Annotated in this window: 17 protein-coding genes, 1 pseudogene and 1 riboswitch; of the genes and pseudogenes, 17 read left to right on the top strand and 1 reads right to left on the bottom strand. The window is 67.8% G+C overall.

What is annotated here, in order from left to right; all coding sequences use genetic code 11:
* The first annotated feature begins 32 nt into the window (after positions 1-32).
* Positions 33-181: riboswitch (FMN riboswitch) on the top strand.
* Positions 182-270: 89 nt separating this feature from the next.
* From pnuC to hisF, 9 genes and pseudogenes are all read left to right on the top strand, one after another.
* Entirely contained in the window at positions 271-960 is a 690-nt protein-coding gene (pnuC, locus tag ACZ9CK_RS07280) for a nicotinamide riboside transporter PnuC (protein ID WP_476049623.1), read from the top strand.
* The gene (ribD, locus tag ACZ9CK_RS07285) at positions 957-2,078 is read left to right on the top strand and encodes a bifunctional diaminohydroxyphosphoribosylaminopyrimidine deaminase/5-amino-6-(5-phosphoribosylamino)uracil reductase RibD (protein WP_476049624.1); all 1,122 of its coding nucleotides are present in this window, start codon (positions 957-959) and stop codon (positions 2,076-2,078) included. The genes pnuC and ribD overlap by 4 nt, the downstream gene beginning before the upstream one ends.
* The gene (locus tag ACZ9CK_RS07290) at positions 2,079-2,750 is read left to right on the top strand and encodes a riboflavin synthase (protein ID WP_476049625.1); all 672 of its coding nucleotides are present in this window, start codon (positions 2,079-2,081) and stop codon (positions 2,748-2,750) included. It begins immediately after the preceding gene.
* Positions 2,751-2,821: 71 nt separating this feature from the next.
* On the top strand, positions 2,822-3,424 hold the full coding sequence (gene ribB / locus ACZ9CK_RS07295) for a 3,4-dihydroxy-2-butanone-4-phosphate synthase (RefSeq protein WP_426303432.1): 603 nt from the start codon (positions 2,822-2,824) through the stop codon (positions 3,422-3,424).
* The gene (ribA, locus tag ACZ9CK_RS07300; protein WP_426303116.1) at positions 3,421-4,125 is read left to right on the top strand and encodes a GTP cyclohydrolase II; all 705 of its coding nucleotides are present in this window, start codon (positions 3,421-3,423) and stop codon (positions 4,123-4,125) included. Before ribB ends, ribA begins: the two co-directional genes overlap by 4 nt.
* Before the next feature lie 19 nt (positions 4,126-4,144).
* Positions 4,145-4,636, top strand: a complete 492-nt coding sequence (gene ribH / locus ACZ9CK_RS07305) for a 6,7-dimethyl-8-ribityllumazine synthase (protein ID WP_426303117.1) — start codon at positions 4,145-4,147, stop codon at positions 4,634-4,636.
* 118 nt (positions 4,637-4,754) lie between these two features.
* A pseudogene (locus ACZ9CK_RS07310) lies at positions 4,755-5,019 on the top strand (phosphoribosyl-ATP diphosphatase).
* A gap of 64 nt (positions 5,020-5,083) precedes the next feature.
* Positions 5,084-5,944 carry an ATP phosphoribosyltransferase gene (hisG, locus tag ACZ9CK_RS07315; protein WP_426303118.1) on the top strand — a complete coding sequence of 287 codons (861 nt, stop codon included), beginning with the start codon at positions 5,084-5,086 and terminating at the stop codon, positions 5,942-5,944.
* Between the two features lie 54 nt (positions 5,945-5,998).
* A complete protein-coding gene (hisF, locus tag ACZ9CK_RS07320) occupies positions 5,999-6,775 on the top strand; it encodes an imidazole glycerol phosphate synthase subunit HisF (RefSeq protein ID WP_476049626.1) in 777 nt (258 codons plus the stop codon).
* An 84-nt stretch (positions 6,776-6,859) separates the two neighbouring features.
* Here hisF and ACZ9CK_RS07325 read toward each other — a convergent pair whose 3' ends face one another.
* Positions 6,860-7,504, bottom strand: a complete 645-nt coding sequence (locus tag ACZ9CK_RS07325) for a TIGR03085 family metal-binding protein (RefSeq protein WP_426303120.1) — start codon at positions 7,502-7,504, stop codon at positions 6,860-6,862.
* Between the two features lie 89 nt (positions 7,505-7,593).
* Here ACZ9CK_RS07325 and hisI point away from each other — a divergent pair, with 89 nt between their 5' ends.
* The 8 genes from hisI (at position 7,594) to lgt (ending at position 14,885) form a co-directional block, all read left to right on the top strand.
* The gene (gene hisI / locus ACZ9CK_RS07330; protein ID WP_426303121.1) at positions 7,594-7,989 is read left to right on the top strand and encodes a phosphoribosyl-AMP cyclohydrolase; all 396 of its coding nucleotides are present in this window, start codon (positions 7,594-7,596) and stop codon (positions 7,987-7,989) included.
* A gap of 48 nt (positions 7,990-8,037) precedes the next feature.
* Positions 8,038-9,639 (top strand): anthranilate synthase component I, encoded by a 1,602-nt coding sequence (locus ACZ9CK_RS07335; protein ID WP_476049627.1) that lies wholly within the window; start codon positions 8,038-8,040, stop codon positions 9,637-9,639.
* Positions 9,636-10,253, top strand: coding sequence for a Trp biosynthesis-associated membrane protein (locus ACZ9CK_RS07340; protein ID WP_426303123.1), 618 nt, complete (start codon positions 9,636-9,638; stop codon positions 10,251-10,253). Before ACZ9CK_RS07335 ends, ACZ9CK_RS07340 begins: the two co-directional genes overlap by 4 nt.
* 88 nt (positions 10,254-10,341) lie before the next feature.
* On the top strand, positions 10,342-10,614 hold the full coding sequence (locus tag ACZ9CK_RS07345) for an HGxxPAAW family protein (RefSeq protein WP_426303124.1): 273 nt from the start codon (positions 10,342-10,344) through the stop codon (positions 10,612-10,614).
* A 2-nt stretch (positions 10,615-10,616) separates the two neighbouring features.
* Positions 10,617-11,435 (top strand): indole-3-glycerol phosphate synthase TrpC, encoded by an 819-nt coding sequence (gene trpC / locus ACZ9CK_RS07350; protein WP_426303125.1) that lies wholly within the window; start codon positions 10,617-10,619, stop codon positions 11,433-11,435.
* Between the two features lie 71 nt (positions 11,436-11,506).
* A complete protein-coding gene (trpB, locus tag ACZ9CK_RS07355) occupies positions 11,507-12,877 on the top strand; it encodes a tryptophan synthase subunit beta (protein ID WP_426303126.1) in 1,371 nt (456 codons plus the stop codon).
* The gene (gene trpA / locus ACZ9CK_RS07360) at positions 12,877-13,689 is read left to right on the top strand and encodes a tryptophan synthase subunit alpha (protein WP_476049628.1); all 813 of its coding nucleotides are present in this window, start codon (positions 12,877-12,879) and stop codon (positions 13,687-13,689) included. Before trpB ends, trpA begins: the two co-directional genes overlap by 1 nt.
* 62 nt (positions 13,690-13,751) lie before the next feature.
* On the top strand, positions 13,752-14,885 hold the full coding sequence (gene lgt / locus ACZ9CK_RS07365; RefSeq protein WP_426303128.1) for a prolipoprotein diacylglyceryl transferase: 1,134 nt from the start codon (positions 13,752-13,754) through the stop codon (positions 14,883-14,885).
* The last annotated feature ends 134 nt before the right edge of the window (positions 14,886-15,019 follow it).

Raw genomic sequence — 15,019 nt, forward strand, 5'->3', positions numbered from 1 at the left:
CGTCGAAGTTGTGCCACAATAGCAAACACACATTACGTGCTCCGGGGTCGGTGTAATTCCGAACCGGCGGTCATAGTCCGCGACCCTCGAGCCATCGTTTCCCCACGGAAGCGGCGGCGAACGGTTGAACTGGTGGAATTCCAGTACCGACAGTCAAAGTCTGGATGGGAGAAGCACGTACAGTCATGCCGTGGCGTCCCTTTTGCGGGCCCTTGGTATTGCGCTGTCGTACACCCCCGGAGCCATCGCGGCTTTCAGGGAAGGAACGGCATGGATTTTCTGCGATGGCTCTTCGAAGCACAGATCCCGGTTGGCGGGTCTGCGCTTGTTCTACGCGAAGTGCTGGGAAACATTTTCGGGCTGGTCAGTGCCCTCGGCGGAATGCGCCGCAAAGTCTGGGCATGGCCCGTGGGTATCGCGGGCAATCTGCTCCTCCTCACGGTCTTCCTCGGCAACGTCTTCGGTGCCGCGACTCCGGCGACTCTTTGGGGCCAGGCCGGACGGCAGATGATGTTCATCGGCGTGGCCGCCTACGGCTGGTACCGCTGGCGTGAAGGCCGCAATGCAGCCCGGGGCCGTGCCCTGGTGCCGTCCTGGGCGTCGGCCAAGGTCCGCATCGCACTGATCGGCGCGCTGTTCGCCGGCACCGCCGCCCTCACCCCGCTGTTCGATTTGCTGGGCTCCTACCCGCCGGTCTGGGCTGATGCCTGGACCTTCACCGGCTCGCTGCTGGCCACTTACGGCATGGCGCGGGGCTGGACCGAGTTCTGGCTGATCTGGGTGGCCGTGGACATCGTCGGCGTGCCGCTGCTCTTCAGCGCAGGCTACTTCGCCAGTGCCTTCATGTACCTGTTCTACGGCTTCTTCACGCTGGCCGGCTTCTTTGTCTGGTGGCGTGCGGGGCGCCGGGAGGACCCTTCCGCGCGGACCGGCGCCGTCCCGGCCGGAGCAGCATCATGAGCACGGCCCTGAATACAGAGACCGTCTTTACGGACGCCGAGCAGGCGGCGATGGACACCGCCCTGGCCGCGGCCCTCCGCGGGCCCCGCGGAGCAAACCCCTTGGTCGGGGCCGTGGTGCTTGGACCGGACGGCGCGCTGCTCGTCACCGGCTACCACAGGGGCGCCGGCACCGCCCACGCGGAGGCCGACGCCATCGCCGTGGCCCGTGCCGCGGGGATCGACCTCAAAGGCACCACCATGGTGGTCACCCTGGAACCGTGCAACCACTCCGGCCGTACCGGCCCGTGTGCGCAGGCGATCATCGCGGCCGGCGTCTCCCGGGTGGTGTACGCAGTCGATGACCCGCACCACCACGCCGCCGGCGGCGCAGTCACCTTGCGCAAGGCAGGGGTGGACGTCGCGTCCGGCCTCGGCGGGGAACACGCCACGGCGCTGAACCGGGAATGGTTCGACGCCGTCCGGCACCGCCGTCCATTCGTGACCCTCCACATCGCCCAGACCCTCGACAGCCGGATAGCGGCCAGCGACGGCACCAGCCAGTGGATCTCCAGCCCGGAATCGCTGGCGGACAACCACGAGCTGCGCGGGCTGATCGACGCGATCCTGGTGGGAACCGAGACAGTGCTCGTGGACAATCCGCGACTCACGGCACGCAACGCCGTGGGCGAAGAATCCGGCAAGCAGCCCCTGCGGGTTGCCATGGGCCTGCGCGGCATCCCGGAGGACGCCGCCATCCGGGGCTCGGACGGCAACTTCGTCCACCTTCCCACGCGGGATCCTGCTGAAGCCCTGCGCATGCTCTACGCCCGGGACATCCGCCACGTGATGGTCGAAGGCGGTTCCCGGATCCTGAGCGCCTTCCTGGCGGCCGGACTGGTGGACGAACTGATCGTCTACCTGGCGCCGACCCTGCTCGGCAGCGGCACGCCCGCCTTGCGCGAGCTGGGGATCAGCACCCTCGCCGATGCCCAGCACTGGACCTGGGACGACGCCGGCGGAGGCGCGGTCCAAAGGCTCGGCCGCGACCTCCGGCTGCACCTGAAACCCCTGGCGGAAGCCATCGAAGACCACACACCCGGCAAGGACGCCGCGGAAGCCACCGAAGGAGAATACTGAATGTTTACCGGAATCGTCGCCGAACAGGGCAAGGTCCTGGCGATCGACCACCAGGGCATGGAAAGCGCCACCCTCCATCTCTCGGCGCCCAGCACCACCGGCGGACTCGAGCTGGGCGGCTCGATCGCCGTCAACGGCGTCTGCCTCACGGCAACTGAAATCGACGGCCAGGAGTTCAGCGTGGACGTCATGGGGGAGACCCTCGTCCGTACGACCATCGGCGAACTCGCCCCCGGTGATGTCGTAAACCTCGAGCGCTGTGTCCCCGCAGGCGGCCGCCTCGACGGTCATGTGGTCCAGGGCCACGTCGACGGCGTCGGGCAGCTTCTTGAGCGCGAGTCCCAGGGAAACTGGGACCGGCTCCGTTTCGGCGTCCCGACGCAATTGGCCCGTTACATCGCCGAAAAGGGCTCCATTGCCGTCGACGGCGTGTCCCTCACGGTGACCGCCGTGAGCCCCGCGTCCGAAAGCGAAGCCTGGTTCGAAGTCGGGCTGATCCCCACCACCCTGGAGGAAACGGGCCTCGGCGCCAAAGCGATCGGCGGACGTGTCAACCTCGAGGTGGACGTGCTGGCCAAGTACACCGAACGGCTGCTGTCCTTCGCCGCCCGCCCGGGCGCCGGTATCCACGCCGCCAGCAACGAGACGGCGAACGGAGTGGATGCACAGTGAGCACCTTCGCTGACGAACGAAGCACCGCCGTGCGCCACGGGCTCGACCCCGTCGAGGACGCCATCGCCGCCATGGCCGGCGGCCGGGCCGTGGTGGTGGTCGACAACGAGGACCGCGAGAACGAAGGCGACATCATCTTCGCCGCCGAGCACGCCACCCCGGCCCTCATGGGCTGGACCATCCGCTACAGCTCCGGCGTGATCTGCGTTCCCCTGGAAGGCTCCCGCGCCGACGCCCTCCAGCTGCCGCCGATGGTCGAAATCAATGAGGACTCCAAGGGAACTGCCTACACCGTGTCCTGCGATGCGGCCATCGGCGTGAGCACCGGAATCTCGGCCGGCGACAGGGCACTGACCGCCAGGATCCTCGCGGACCCGGCCAGTACGCCGTCGTCGATTACCCGCCCGGGGCATATTTTCCCGCTTCGCGCCGTTAACGGTGGAGTGCGTGAGCGCCCCGGGCACACGGAGGCCGCAGTGGACCTGTGCCGCCTGGCCGGGCTTGCCCCGGTGGGCGTGATCGCCGAAGTGGTTCACGACGATGGTGAGATGATGCGCCTGGACAGCCTCCGGGACTTCGCCGCGGAACATGGATGCCCGCTGATCTCGATCGAGGATCTTGTGGCATACATTGCGGCGGCCGGTGGCCAGGCAGGAGAAGAGGAGACACGATGACCGCACAGCGTTTTGGCGATGGCGGCAACAGCGACGGCGGCAGCACCGCACACCGGAAGCATCCGGTCAGCGGCGGCCCGGTAGTCCAGCTGCCCACCGCTTTCGGCGAGTTCATTGCCCAGGCGTGGATCGACGAGGCCACCGGCGTGGAGCACCTCGCAGTCAGTTCCCCGACCCCGCCCCGCCATGGCACTGCGCCCCTGGTTCGCCTGCACTCCGAATGCCTCACCGGCGACGTCTTCGGCTCCTACCGCTGCGATTGCGGCGAACAGCTGGCCTACGCCCTGGAACTGATCCGTGACGAGGGCGGCACCCTGCTTTACCTGCGCGGACAGGAAGGCCGGGGTATCGGGCTGGCCAACAAGATCAAGGCCTACGCCCTCCAGGAAGCGGGCTTTGACACCGTTGAAGCCAACGAACAGCTTGGCCTGCCCGTGGATGCCCGCTGCTACAAGGCCGCGGCGCAGATCCTGGCAGAGATGGGCCTGCACGAAATCCGGCTGCTCAGCAACAACCCGGACAAGCAGAACCGCCTCGCCCAGGCCGGGGTGAAGGTCGTCGAAATGGTCCCGACGGAAGTCCCCTCACGGGAAGAAAACCTGCGCTACCTGCAGACCAAGAAGGACCGCATGGACCACCGGCTGACCCTCGCCGACCCTGCCGCGGCAGGTACCGGCTCCTTTGACCACGAACAAGACTGAACGGAAAAACAACACACCCATGAGCGGACACGGCGCCCCCACCATCGACCTCACCACCCTCAACCCGGAGGAAAGCTCCCAGCTCAAGCTCGCCATCGTCGCAGCCAGCTGGCACACCCAGATCATGGACGGGCTCCTTGACGGTGCCCTCCGCGCAGCCAAGGAAGCCGGCATCGCCGAACCCGCCGTGCTGCGCGTGCCGGGTTCCTTCGAGCTGCCCGTCGCTGCCGCCCGCCTGGCACCGCATTTCGACGCCGTGGTCGCCCTCGGCGTGGTCATCCGCGGCGGAACGCCGCACTTCGACTACGTCTGCCAGGCCGCGACGTCGGGACTCACCGACGTCAGCGTCCGCACCGGCGTGCCGGTCGGCTTCGGTGTGCTCACCTGCGACACCGAGCAGCAGGGCCTGGACCGGGCAGGGCTTCCCGGCTCTTCCGAAGACAAGGGCCACGAAGCCGTCACGGCCGCCCTGGCCACGGCACTGACCCTCAAGCAGTACCCCGCTGCCTGAAATCAGGCGGAAACGAAGGGGATGGGAGCGGCCCGCTGCTGTGTGTTCGCTCACATCCCCTTCGTCATGCAAGGCCCCGGGAAGCGGCTCCGCCCGCCGAACAAGTAGGCTGTAGGGCGTGAAGAATTTCGAGACGCTGTTCGCAGAACTGAGCGAAAAGGCAGCGAGTCCGCCCGGCAGGGTCCCGTACCGTCGCCGAACTGGACTCCGGAATCCACGGCATCGGCAAGAAGGTCGTCGAAGAAGCCGCCGAAGTCTGGATGGCTGCAGAATACGAATCCGACGAGGCCGCGGCCGAGGAAATCTCCCAGCTGCTTTACCACCTGCAGGTCCTCATGCTGGCAAAGGGACTGAACCTGGAGGACGTTTACAAGCATCTGTAGCCGCGCACGCGTGGCCCATGCTTGAAAACCATCCGTTCCGTACCATCCCCCAGAAAGACTCCCCATGCTGCGAGTAGCCGTCCCCAACAAGGGATCCCTGTCCGAAGCCGCCTCCGCAATGCTCAGTGAGGCGGGATACCGCCAGCGCCGGGACTCCCGTGAACTGGTCATGGTCGATCCCGACAACGAAATCGAGTTCTTCTTCCTGCGCCCCCGCGACATCGCCGTGTACGTCGGCCAGGGAACCCTCGACGTCGGAATCACCGGCCGCGACCTGCTCCTGGACGCGCAGGTGGAGGCCGAGGAACTGCTGCCGCTGGGCTTCGCCGCCTCGACCTTCCGTTTCGCCGGACCGGTGGGCAACTTCTCCGGCGTCGAGCAGCTTGAAGGAAAGCGTCTCGCCACCAGCTACGACGGCCTGCTGCGGGACTACCTCGCCGAGCGCGGCGTCAATGCCAAGGTGGTCCGCCTCGACGGCGCCGTGGAGTCCTCCGTGCGGCTCGGCGTCGCGGACGCGATCGCCGACGTCGTGGAGACCGGCAACACGCTCAAGGCCGCAGGCATGGAAATCTTCGGTGAGCCGATCCTGAAGTCCGAAGCCGTCCTGATCCGCCGCACCGGCGAAGGCGGCGCCGCCAACGGGACGGTCAAGGAAATCGAGGTGCTGATCCGCCGCCTGCAGGGCGTGCTGGTCGCACGCCAGTACGTGCTCATGGACTACGACATCCGCAAGGACCTGGTGGAGGACGCTGCCGCGCTCACCCCGGGCCTGGAATCGCCTACGGTCTCTCCGCTGCGCGACTCCGACTGGGTGGCCGTCCGCTCCATGGTTCCGAAGAAGGAAACCAACCGGATCATGGACGAGCTGTACGACCTTGGCGCCCGCGCCATCCTGGTCAGCAGCATCCACGCCTGCCGCATCTGAGCTGCCCCAGCTTACCGGCCGTACAAACCCCTCAGTAGTAATCCAGGAGCAACCATGGCTGTAGCCGTACGTGTCATCCCGTGTCTGGACGTTGACGCCGGGCGGGTAGTCAAGGGCGTCAAGTTCGAGGGCCTCCGCGACGCCGGCGACCCGGTGGAGCTTGCCCACCGCTACGACAACGCCGGTGCCGACGAACTGACCTTCCTCGATGTCACCGCGTCCTCCGGCAACCGGGAAACCACCTTCGACGTCGTGCGCCGCACGGCCGAGGAGGTCTTCATCCCGCTGACCGTGGGCGGCGGCGTGCGCGGCGTCGCCGAAGTGGACAAGCTGCTGCGCTCCGGCGCCGACAAGGCCTCCATCAATACCGCCGCCGTGGCCCGGCCGGACGTGATCGACGAGATCACCCGGCACTTCGGCTCCCAGGTGCTGGTCCTCTCAGTGGACGCCCGCCGCACCCGCCCGGGTTCCGAGCCCACGGCCTCCGGCTTCGAGGTGACCACCCACGGCGGACGCCAGGGGACCGGGATCGACGCCATCGCCTGGGCCAAGGAAGCCGCGGACCGCGGTGTGGGGGAGATCCTGCTGAACTCCATCGATGCCGACGGCACCAAGGACGGCTTCGACCTCGAGCTCATCCGCCTGGTGCGGGCAGCAGTGAACATCCCGATCATTGCCTCGGGCGGTGCCGGGGAGCCTGCACACTTCCCGCCCGCCGTTGCTGCAGGCGCCGACGCCGTCCTGGCCGCCTCCATCTTCCACTTCGGCCCTGACGACATGATCGCCCAGGTCAAGACGGCGATCCGCGAGGCGGGCTTCGAAGTCCGCTGACGGAGACTCTCCAAACCGCAAACGACGGCGGGCCGCCGGTTCACAAACCGGCGGCCCGCCGTCGTCGTTAAGCGTGGAACGCGGTCAGAGCCCGATCTCGGCGGACTGCAGGAGCGCAACGGCGTCCGGCTGCCCTTCGAAGGTGACCAGCGCGTGCCGGGTTCGTCCGTGGGCGTGCATCAGCAGTTCGCCCGGATCGCCGACGATCGCGACCGAAACCGGGGCCCGCTTGGCCACATGGCGCGGGCCCGTGGGGCGGACCAGCACAATGCCGAGGTCCACGCCGCGGTAGAGGATGGCGGCCCGCTTGATCAGCTCGTCCCACAGGGCATCCGAGTAGGCCTCGTCCAGGGCCCGCGGCGCCCAACGGTCGCCGGCGCGGCGGATGTCCTCGGTGTGCACGAAATATTCGATGAGGTTGGAGGATTCGTCCAGGGCCTTGATCTTCAGCGGCGAGAGCGCCGGGGGACCCGCCCGGAAGGTGTTGACGAGCTCGGCGTAGGCCTCCGGCGAATCCAGTTTGGCTGCGAGTTTGGCGGTGGCCTTGTCCGATGCCTTGGCAAGTCCCTTCACCAGCAGGCCGATCCCCACAGCCGCCTTCCGCTCACGCAGATACAGGTGCGCAGCGAGGTCCCGGGTCTGCCACCCTTCGCAGAGCGTGGGCGAGTCAGGACCGGCCGCCAGGAGTGTCTCGGCCAATACTTCACGGGAGGGATCGACGAAATGCATCACTTGTGAAATTAGCACGAGAGAAGCCCGGATGCGCACTGGAACCGCCGCTGGATTCCCGGACCCACGAAGGCACTAGACTTGATCCGATGTCTGATCAGCCAGTACCCAGCACCGCCCCTGCCGCAGGCCCCCTCCCTGAGGGAATCGCCGCTGCCCTGAAACGCGATCCTGCCGGCCTGGTGGCCGCCATCATCCAGCAGCATGACAGCGGCGAAGTGCTGATGTTGGGCTGGATGGACGACGAGGCCCTGCAGCGCACGCTGACCACCGGGCGCGTGACGTTCTACTCCCGTTCCCGCCAGGAGTACTGGCGCAAGGGAGACACGTCCGGGCACGTCCAATTCGTCAAGTCCGTCGCCCTGGACTGCGACGGCGACGCCCTGCTGGTCCGCGTCGACCAGGTTGGCGCGGCGTGCCACACCGGGACCCGGACCTGCTTTGACGGCCGGGACCTCGGCGCCGTCAGCAGCGCCCGCGCCTGAGCCATCCACCACCCGCCCCGACACTAGAAGAGCCGGAGAGAAACAGCCATGCAGGACCTTGGAATCATCAGCCCGGGCCTGGAGGAGTTCCGCGAACTCGCCGCACACAGCAGGGTCATTCCGGTCCGCCTGAAGGTGCTGGCCGACGCCGAAACCCCGATCGGACTCTACCGCAAGCTGGCCCAGGGCCAGCCGGGTACCTTCCTGATGGAATCGGCCGCCGTGGGCGGTGCCTGGTCCCGCTATTCGTTCATCGGCGCACGTTCCCGCGCCACCCTGACCAGCAAGGACGGCCAGGCGCACTGGATCGGCGAACCACCCGTGGGCGTGCCCGTTGACGGCAGCCCGGTCGACGCCGTCCGTGACACCGTGGCCGCGCTCCAGACCGAGCGCTTCCCGGGCCTGCCGCCGTTCACTTCCGGCCTGGTGGGCTTCCTCGGCTGGGAGACCGTACGCCACTGGGAGAAGCTGACCAGCCCGCCCGAAGACGACCTGCAGCTGCCGGAAATGGCGCTGAACCTCGTCACGGACATGGCCGTGCACGACAACATGGACGGCACCGTCCTGCTGATCGCCAACGCCATCAACTTCGACAACAGTTCGGAACGGGTCGACGAAGCCTGGCATGATGCCGTCGGCCGGGTGAAGGCCCTGCTCGAACGGATCAGCACGCCCGTGGAGCAGCCCGTCTCCGTGCTCCGCAGCGAGGCCCTCGACTTCGCTTCCAGCGTGCAGGAGCGATGGGACGAGCAGGAATACCTGAACGCCATCGACCGCGGCAAGGAAGCGATCGTGGACGGCGAGGTGTTCCAGGTGGTCATCTCCCGCCGCTTCGAGCTGGAATGCGCCGCCGACCCGCTGGACGTGTACCGCGTGCTGCGCAACACCAATCCGAGCCCCTACATGTACCTCTTCAGCCTCGAGGACGCGGACGGCCGTGCGTACACGATCGTCGGCTCGTCTCCTGAAGCCCTCGTCACGGTGAAGGACGGGGAGGTCATCACCCACCCGATCGCCGGTTCCCGACCCCGCGGCAAGACGGTGGAAGCGGACAAGGCGCTGGCCACCGAACTGCTCGCGGACCAGAAGGAACGTGCCGAGCACCTCATGCTGGTGGACCTGTCCCGCAACGACCTCTCGAAGGTCTGCGTCGCGGGCACCGTGGACGTCACCCAGTTCATGGAGGTCGAACGGTTCAGCCACATCATGCACTTGGTCTCCACAGTCGTCGGCGACCTCGCACCCGGTGCCACCGCGTACGACGTCCTGAAGGCAACGTTCCCCGCCGGCACCCTCTCCGGTGCGCCCAAGCCGCGGGCCCTGCGCCTGTTGGACGAACTCGAACCGCACCGTCGCGGAATCTACGGCGGCGTGGTGGGCTACCTGGACTTCGCCGGGGACATGGACATGGCCATCGCAATTCGCTCGGCCCTGCTGCGCGAAGGCCGTGCCTACGTGCAGGCCGGCGGCGGGATCGTCGCCGATTCCCACAAGCCTGCCGAGGCGCTGGAAACCGTGAACAAGGCAGCAGCGCCGCTGCGTGCCGCGCACACCGCCGGTTCCCTGCGCAACATCTCAGCTGAGTCGTTCGACGACGGCCGCAGCACCGGCGGAACCGGCACCGGCGGCAGCGGAGCAAGCAACAAGTGAAGCCCGCAGACGCCCGCGACGCCGGAACGGAACGGCCCGTGAAGCCGCCGTTCTGGGCCCGCAAGGCAAACCTCGTCCTCGCCACGGCCGTATTCGCCCTGGCGGTGTTCGGCACCACGACCCAGAGCTGGATCGACGTCCGTCTCGACCCCGCGGCCGCCGCCAACGCGGACCTCCACGTCCAGGGCAGCAAGGCAGCCACCGCAGTAACCGCACTGGCCCTGGTGGCACTCGCCGGGGGACTGGCGGCCTCCATCGCCGGCCGGATCGCGCGCTGGATCATCGCCGCGCTGGTCCTGCTGGCTTCAGCCGGAATCATTGTCGCGGCGGCAACGGTCCTCGCCGATCCGCTCGGCGCCGCCCAAGGCACTATCGCTGCCAGCACCGGGATCTCCGGCGGCGACGCCGCGGCATCCGCCACGCCCTTCCCGGTCCTCGCCGTCGTGTCCGGGGCGCTCCTGGCCCTGTGCGCCCTGGTGCTGCCCGTGGCGGGCCGGTACTGGAAGGCACGGACCAAGTACGACCGTGGCAGCCAGGCCGCCCGCGGCGGCAGCGGCCCCGTCGACGAGATCGACAGCTGGGACAGCCTCTCGCGTGGCGAAGACCCGACGTAACGTCTGCGGGCCACGGCGCTGGCCGTGTCCCGGGCCCTGCCAATAAATGGCAGAATGTAAGCAGTATCCATCCTGAGGAGATTTCACAATGAGCAAAACCACCGTGTCCGCCAGCAAAGCCCCCGAAACCGCCGCCAGCCACAGCGACGCCATCGGCCACGGCAACAGCCCGGCTGCGTGGACCTGTGTGATTGTCATGCTCGTCGGGGCCCTCGTGTCCTCCATCGCTTTCGTCATCGCCAACACCCCCGTGTTCGTCGCCGGTGTTGTGGTCATGCTTGTCGGCCTGGTGGCCGGCTGGGCCATGCGCAAGGCCGGTTACGGCGTCGGCGGCAGCAAGCTGAAGAACGCCGGCCACTGACTGTGACCGTTCTTGATGACATCATCGCCGGTGTCAGGGAGGACATGGCTGCCCGCCAACGGCTGAGCAGCCTCGCCGAAGTCAAGGAACGTGCCGCGGCCGCGGCCCCGGCCCTCGACGCCTGGACCGCCCTGGGCGGCCCTGCGGCGCGGCGCGACGAACTGAAGGTCATCGCCGAGATCAAGCGGCGCAGTCCCTCCAAGGGCGACCTCGCCTCGATCGCCGATCCCGCGGCCCTGGCCGTGCAGTACGCCGACGGCGGTGCCTCCGTGATCAGCGTCCTCACCGAGGAACGCCGCTTCAACGGATCGCTCGCCGACCTGGACACCGTGCGTGCCGCCGTCGACATCCCGCTGCTCCGCAAGGACTTCACGGTCGACGAGTACCAGATCTGGGAAGCCCGGGCCCACGGCGCGGACCTGATCCTGCTGATCGTTGCGGCACTGTCCGACGCCCAGCTGCAGGAGTTCAGCGCGCTGAGCCATGAACTGGGCATGAACGTGCTGGTGGAAACCCACACGCCCGAGGAAATCGAGCGTGCCGCCGCAGCCCAGGCGCGCATCATCGGCGTGAACGTGCGCAACCTCAAGACGCTCGACGTCGACCGTTCCCTTTTCGCCTCGCTTGCCGGGAACATTCCGGCCGGCGCCGTCGTTGTGGCGGAGTCGGGCGTGCGGAACGCCGACGACGTCGCCCACTACGCGGGCAACGGCGCCCACGCGATCCTCGTGGGGGAGGCGCTGGTCAGCGACTCCACGCCCCGGGAACGCATTGCCGAATTCAAGGCGGCCGGCGCGGCCGCCATGGCTGTCAGCCGCTGACGCCAGCTCCCGGGCGGCCCTGCGCCGCCCGGGAGGACCCGAACCATCAACTGAACAGGACGGTGAGACCTTTGGTGGACGCACCAACATCCAAGCCGGAGCAGACTGCGGCCGACGCATTCCTGCAGGGCGGAGCTTCGCTGCGCAACGCAAGCGGGCCGTACTTCGGTTCCTACGGCGGACGCTGGATGCCGGAGTCGCTCATTGCGGCCCTGGACGAGGTGCAGGACACCTTCGAAAAGGCCAAGGCCGATCCCGAGTTCATTGCCCAGCTCAATGACCTGAACAAGAACTACTCGGGCCGTCCGTCCCTGCTCACCGAAGCCAAGCGCTTCTCAGAGCACGCCGGCGGTGCGCGGATCTTCCTCAAGCGCGAAGACCTCAACCACACCGGTTCGCACAAGATCAACAACGTCCTGGGCCAGGCCCTGCTCGCCAAGCGCATGGGCAAGACCCGGGTGATCGCCGAAACCGGCGCCGGCCAGCACGGCGTTGCCAGCGCCACCGCCGCAGCCCTGCTCGGCCTGGAATGCGTTGTTTACATGGGCGCCGAAGACTGCCGCCGGCAGGCCCTGAACGTGGCCCGAATGCAGCTCCTCGGCGCCACTGTCGTCCCGGTGACCAACGGCTCGCAGACCCTCAAGGACGCCATCAACGACGCCCTGCGCGACTGGGTCAGCAACGTCGAAAACACGCACTACCTGCTCGGCACCGCAGCCGGCGCCCACCCCTTCCCGGCCATGGTGCGCTTCTTCCACGAGGTCATTGGCGAGGAGGCCCGCGCCCAGATCCTGGACCAGACCGGCAAGCTGCCCGACGCCATCTGCGCCTGCATCGGCGGCGGATCCAACGCGATCGGCCTTTTCCACGCCTTCCTGGACGACTCCTCCGTGAAGATCTACGGCTTCGAGGCCGGCGGCGACGGCGTCGAGACCGGCCGGCACGCGGCGGCCATCACCCTGGGCCGCCCCGGCGTGCTGCACGGCGCGCGCTCCTACCTCATGCAGGACGAGGACGGCCAGACCGTCGAATCGCACTCGATCTCCGCCGGCCTGGACTACCCGAGCGTCGGCCCGGAGCACTCCTACCTCGCCGACATCGGCCGCGTCAGCTACGAACCCATTACGGACACCGAGGCCATGGACGCGTTCCGGCTCCTGTGCCGCACTGAGGGCATCCTGCCCGCGATCGAGTCCGCCCACGCCCTGGCCGGTGCCATCAAGGTGGGCCGGCGCCTCACCGAAGGCAAGGCCGATCCGTCCGAGGTCTCGATCATCGTGAACCTCTCCGGACGCGGCGACAAGGACGTCGAGACGGCGGCTGCCTGGTTCGACATGCTCGACGAAGACGGCAACGTCAAGGGCACCACACTTTCCACCCGCGCACCCAAGGGCCCCGCCGAGCGCACAGAGGAACAGCGCAGCACGGAGGAGCAGAACTGATGAGCGAGAACACCGTCAGCAAGTCCGCGGCCGCGATCGACCGCGCCAAGGCCGAGGGCCGCGCCGCCCTCATCGGCTACCTGCCCGCCGGCTACCCGGACCTACAGGCCAGCATCGACGCCGGCATCGCACTGGCCCGCAACGGCGCCGACCTCATTGAGATCGGCATCCCGTACTCGGATCCCGTCATGGACGGCCCCGTCATCCAGGCAGCCACCACCGAAGCGATCGCCAACGGCTTCCGCGTGGCCAGCGTCTTCGACGTCGTTGCCGGCATCACCGCCGCCACCGATGCCGCCGTGCTGGTCATGACCTACTGGAACCCCGTCATGCGGATGGGCGTGGACGAATTTTCCCGTCGCCTCGCCGAAGCCGGGGGAGCGGGCCTCATCACGCCCGACCTGATCCCCGACGAGGCCTCCGAATGGTTCGAGGCCTCCGACAAGTACGGCCTGGACAGGGTGTTCCTCGTGGCTCCGTCGTCCACCCCCGAACGCCTGGAAATGACCGTCAAGGCAAGCCGCGGCTTCGTCTACGCGGTGTCCATCATGGGCATCACGGGCACCCGGCAGGCCGTCAGCGGCAGTGCCGAGAAGCTCGTGGCCGACACCCACGCCGCGGGCGCGGAACGGGTCTGCGTCGGCCTGGGCGTCTCCACCCCCGAGCACGTCCGCGAGATCGCAGCCTATGCCGACGGCGTGATCGTCGGCAGCGCACTGGTTGCGGCCGTGCGCGACGGCGGCGTGGACGCCGTCGGGAAGCTGACCAAGGACCTCAGCGCCGGCCTCCGCCGGGAAACCGCGCAGGCCTAGACCGGCAGCACCTATACGCTGGAAACTCAGCGCAGCCTCAGGAAAAGGAACAACTTAAGCACATGCAGAGTCTCCTCCACGCAGCAGCAGCGGCCCCACTGAGCATTCCCAGCCCGGGCTGGTCCGGATTCGACATCCCGCTGCCGTGGGGGACGCTGCGCATCCACGCTTACGCGCTGTGCATCCTGCTCGGCATCATTGTTGGCCTGTGGCTCACCTCCGTCCGCTGGAAGCGCCGCGGCGCGCCCGAGGGCAGCCTGTGGGACATCGCCATCTGGGCCATCCCCTTCGGGATCATCGGCGGCCGGCTCTACCACGTGTTTTCCTCGCCGGATGCGTACTTCGGCCCCGGCTTCGACGGCACGGGCGACCTGAGCCTGATCCCGCAGGTATGGCGCGGCGGCCTGGGCATCTGGGGCGCGGTGGTTCTCGGCGCCGTCGGTGCCTGGATCGGCTGCCGCCGTCTCGGACTCAAGCTGACCGCCTTCCTGGACGCGGCTGCCCCCGGGCTGCTGCTGGCCCAGGCCATCGGCCGTTGGGGCAACTGGTTCAACCAGGAACTCTTCGGCGGTCCCACCACCCTGCCGTGGGGCCTGCAGATCGACCCCGCCAGTCCGAACTTCCCGGCCGGCATGCCCGCCGACACCCTGTTCCACCCGACGTTCCTGTACGAATCGCTCTGGAACCTGGCCGGCGTCGGGATCCTGCTGCTCCTGGACCGCCGCTTCCACTTCCGCCGCGGCCGGCTGTTCTGGCTGTACGCGATGTACTACACCCTCGGCAGGGTCTGGATCGAGGCGTTGAGGATCGACGACGCCGAGCAGATCTCCTTGTTCGGGATCAGCACCCGCCTGAACGTATGGACCAGCATCTTCGTCTTCCTCGCGGCGCTCATCATCTTCGTCCTCCTCGGAATCCGGGCCGCGAAGACCCCGGATTCGGTGTACCTGACGGGTCACGGACCGGACAGCGACGTGACCACTCTCACCGGTCATGATTCGGACAGTTCTGTCTCAGATAGTGGTTCGCGTGGTAATCTCCCGGAGAAGAACAGTGATCTGACCCACCCCGCAGCGCCCTCGGACGCAGACGGGAACGCCCCCTCGGACACCGCTCCGGAAGCTGCACAGCAGGCCGCCGGAAGCGCGGGGGAGGACGGGTCCGAATCCGGGCCGGACGCAGGCAGGGCCACCTAGCCGTCGTCCCGCCCTGGGGCATCGGGCTACCGCCAAGAACCCCCGCCACAACGTCGTGGCACCTTCGTGACAACCGGGCAGCATACGATCGCCGCCAGGGTCAAGACGGGCCTGGGCCCATGCGTAACTCTTCG

The sequence above is a fragment of the Arthrobacter sp. TE26545 genome (assembly GCF_056279005.1).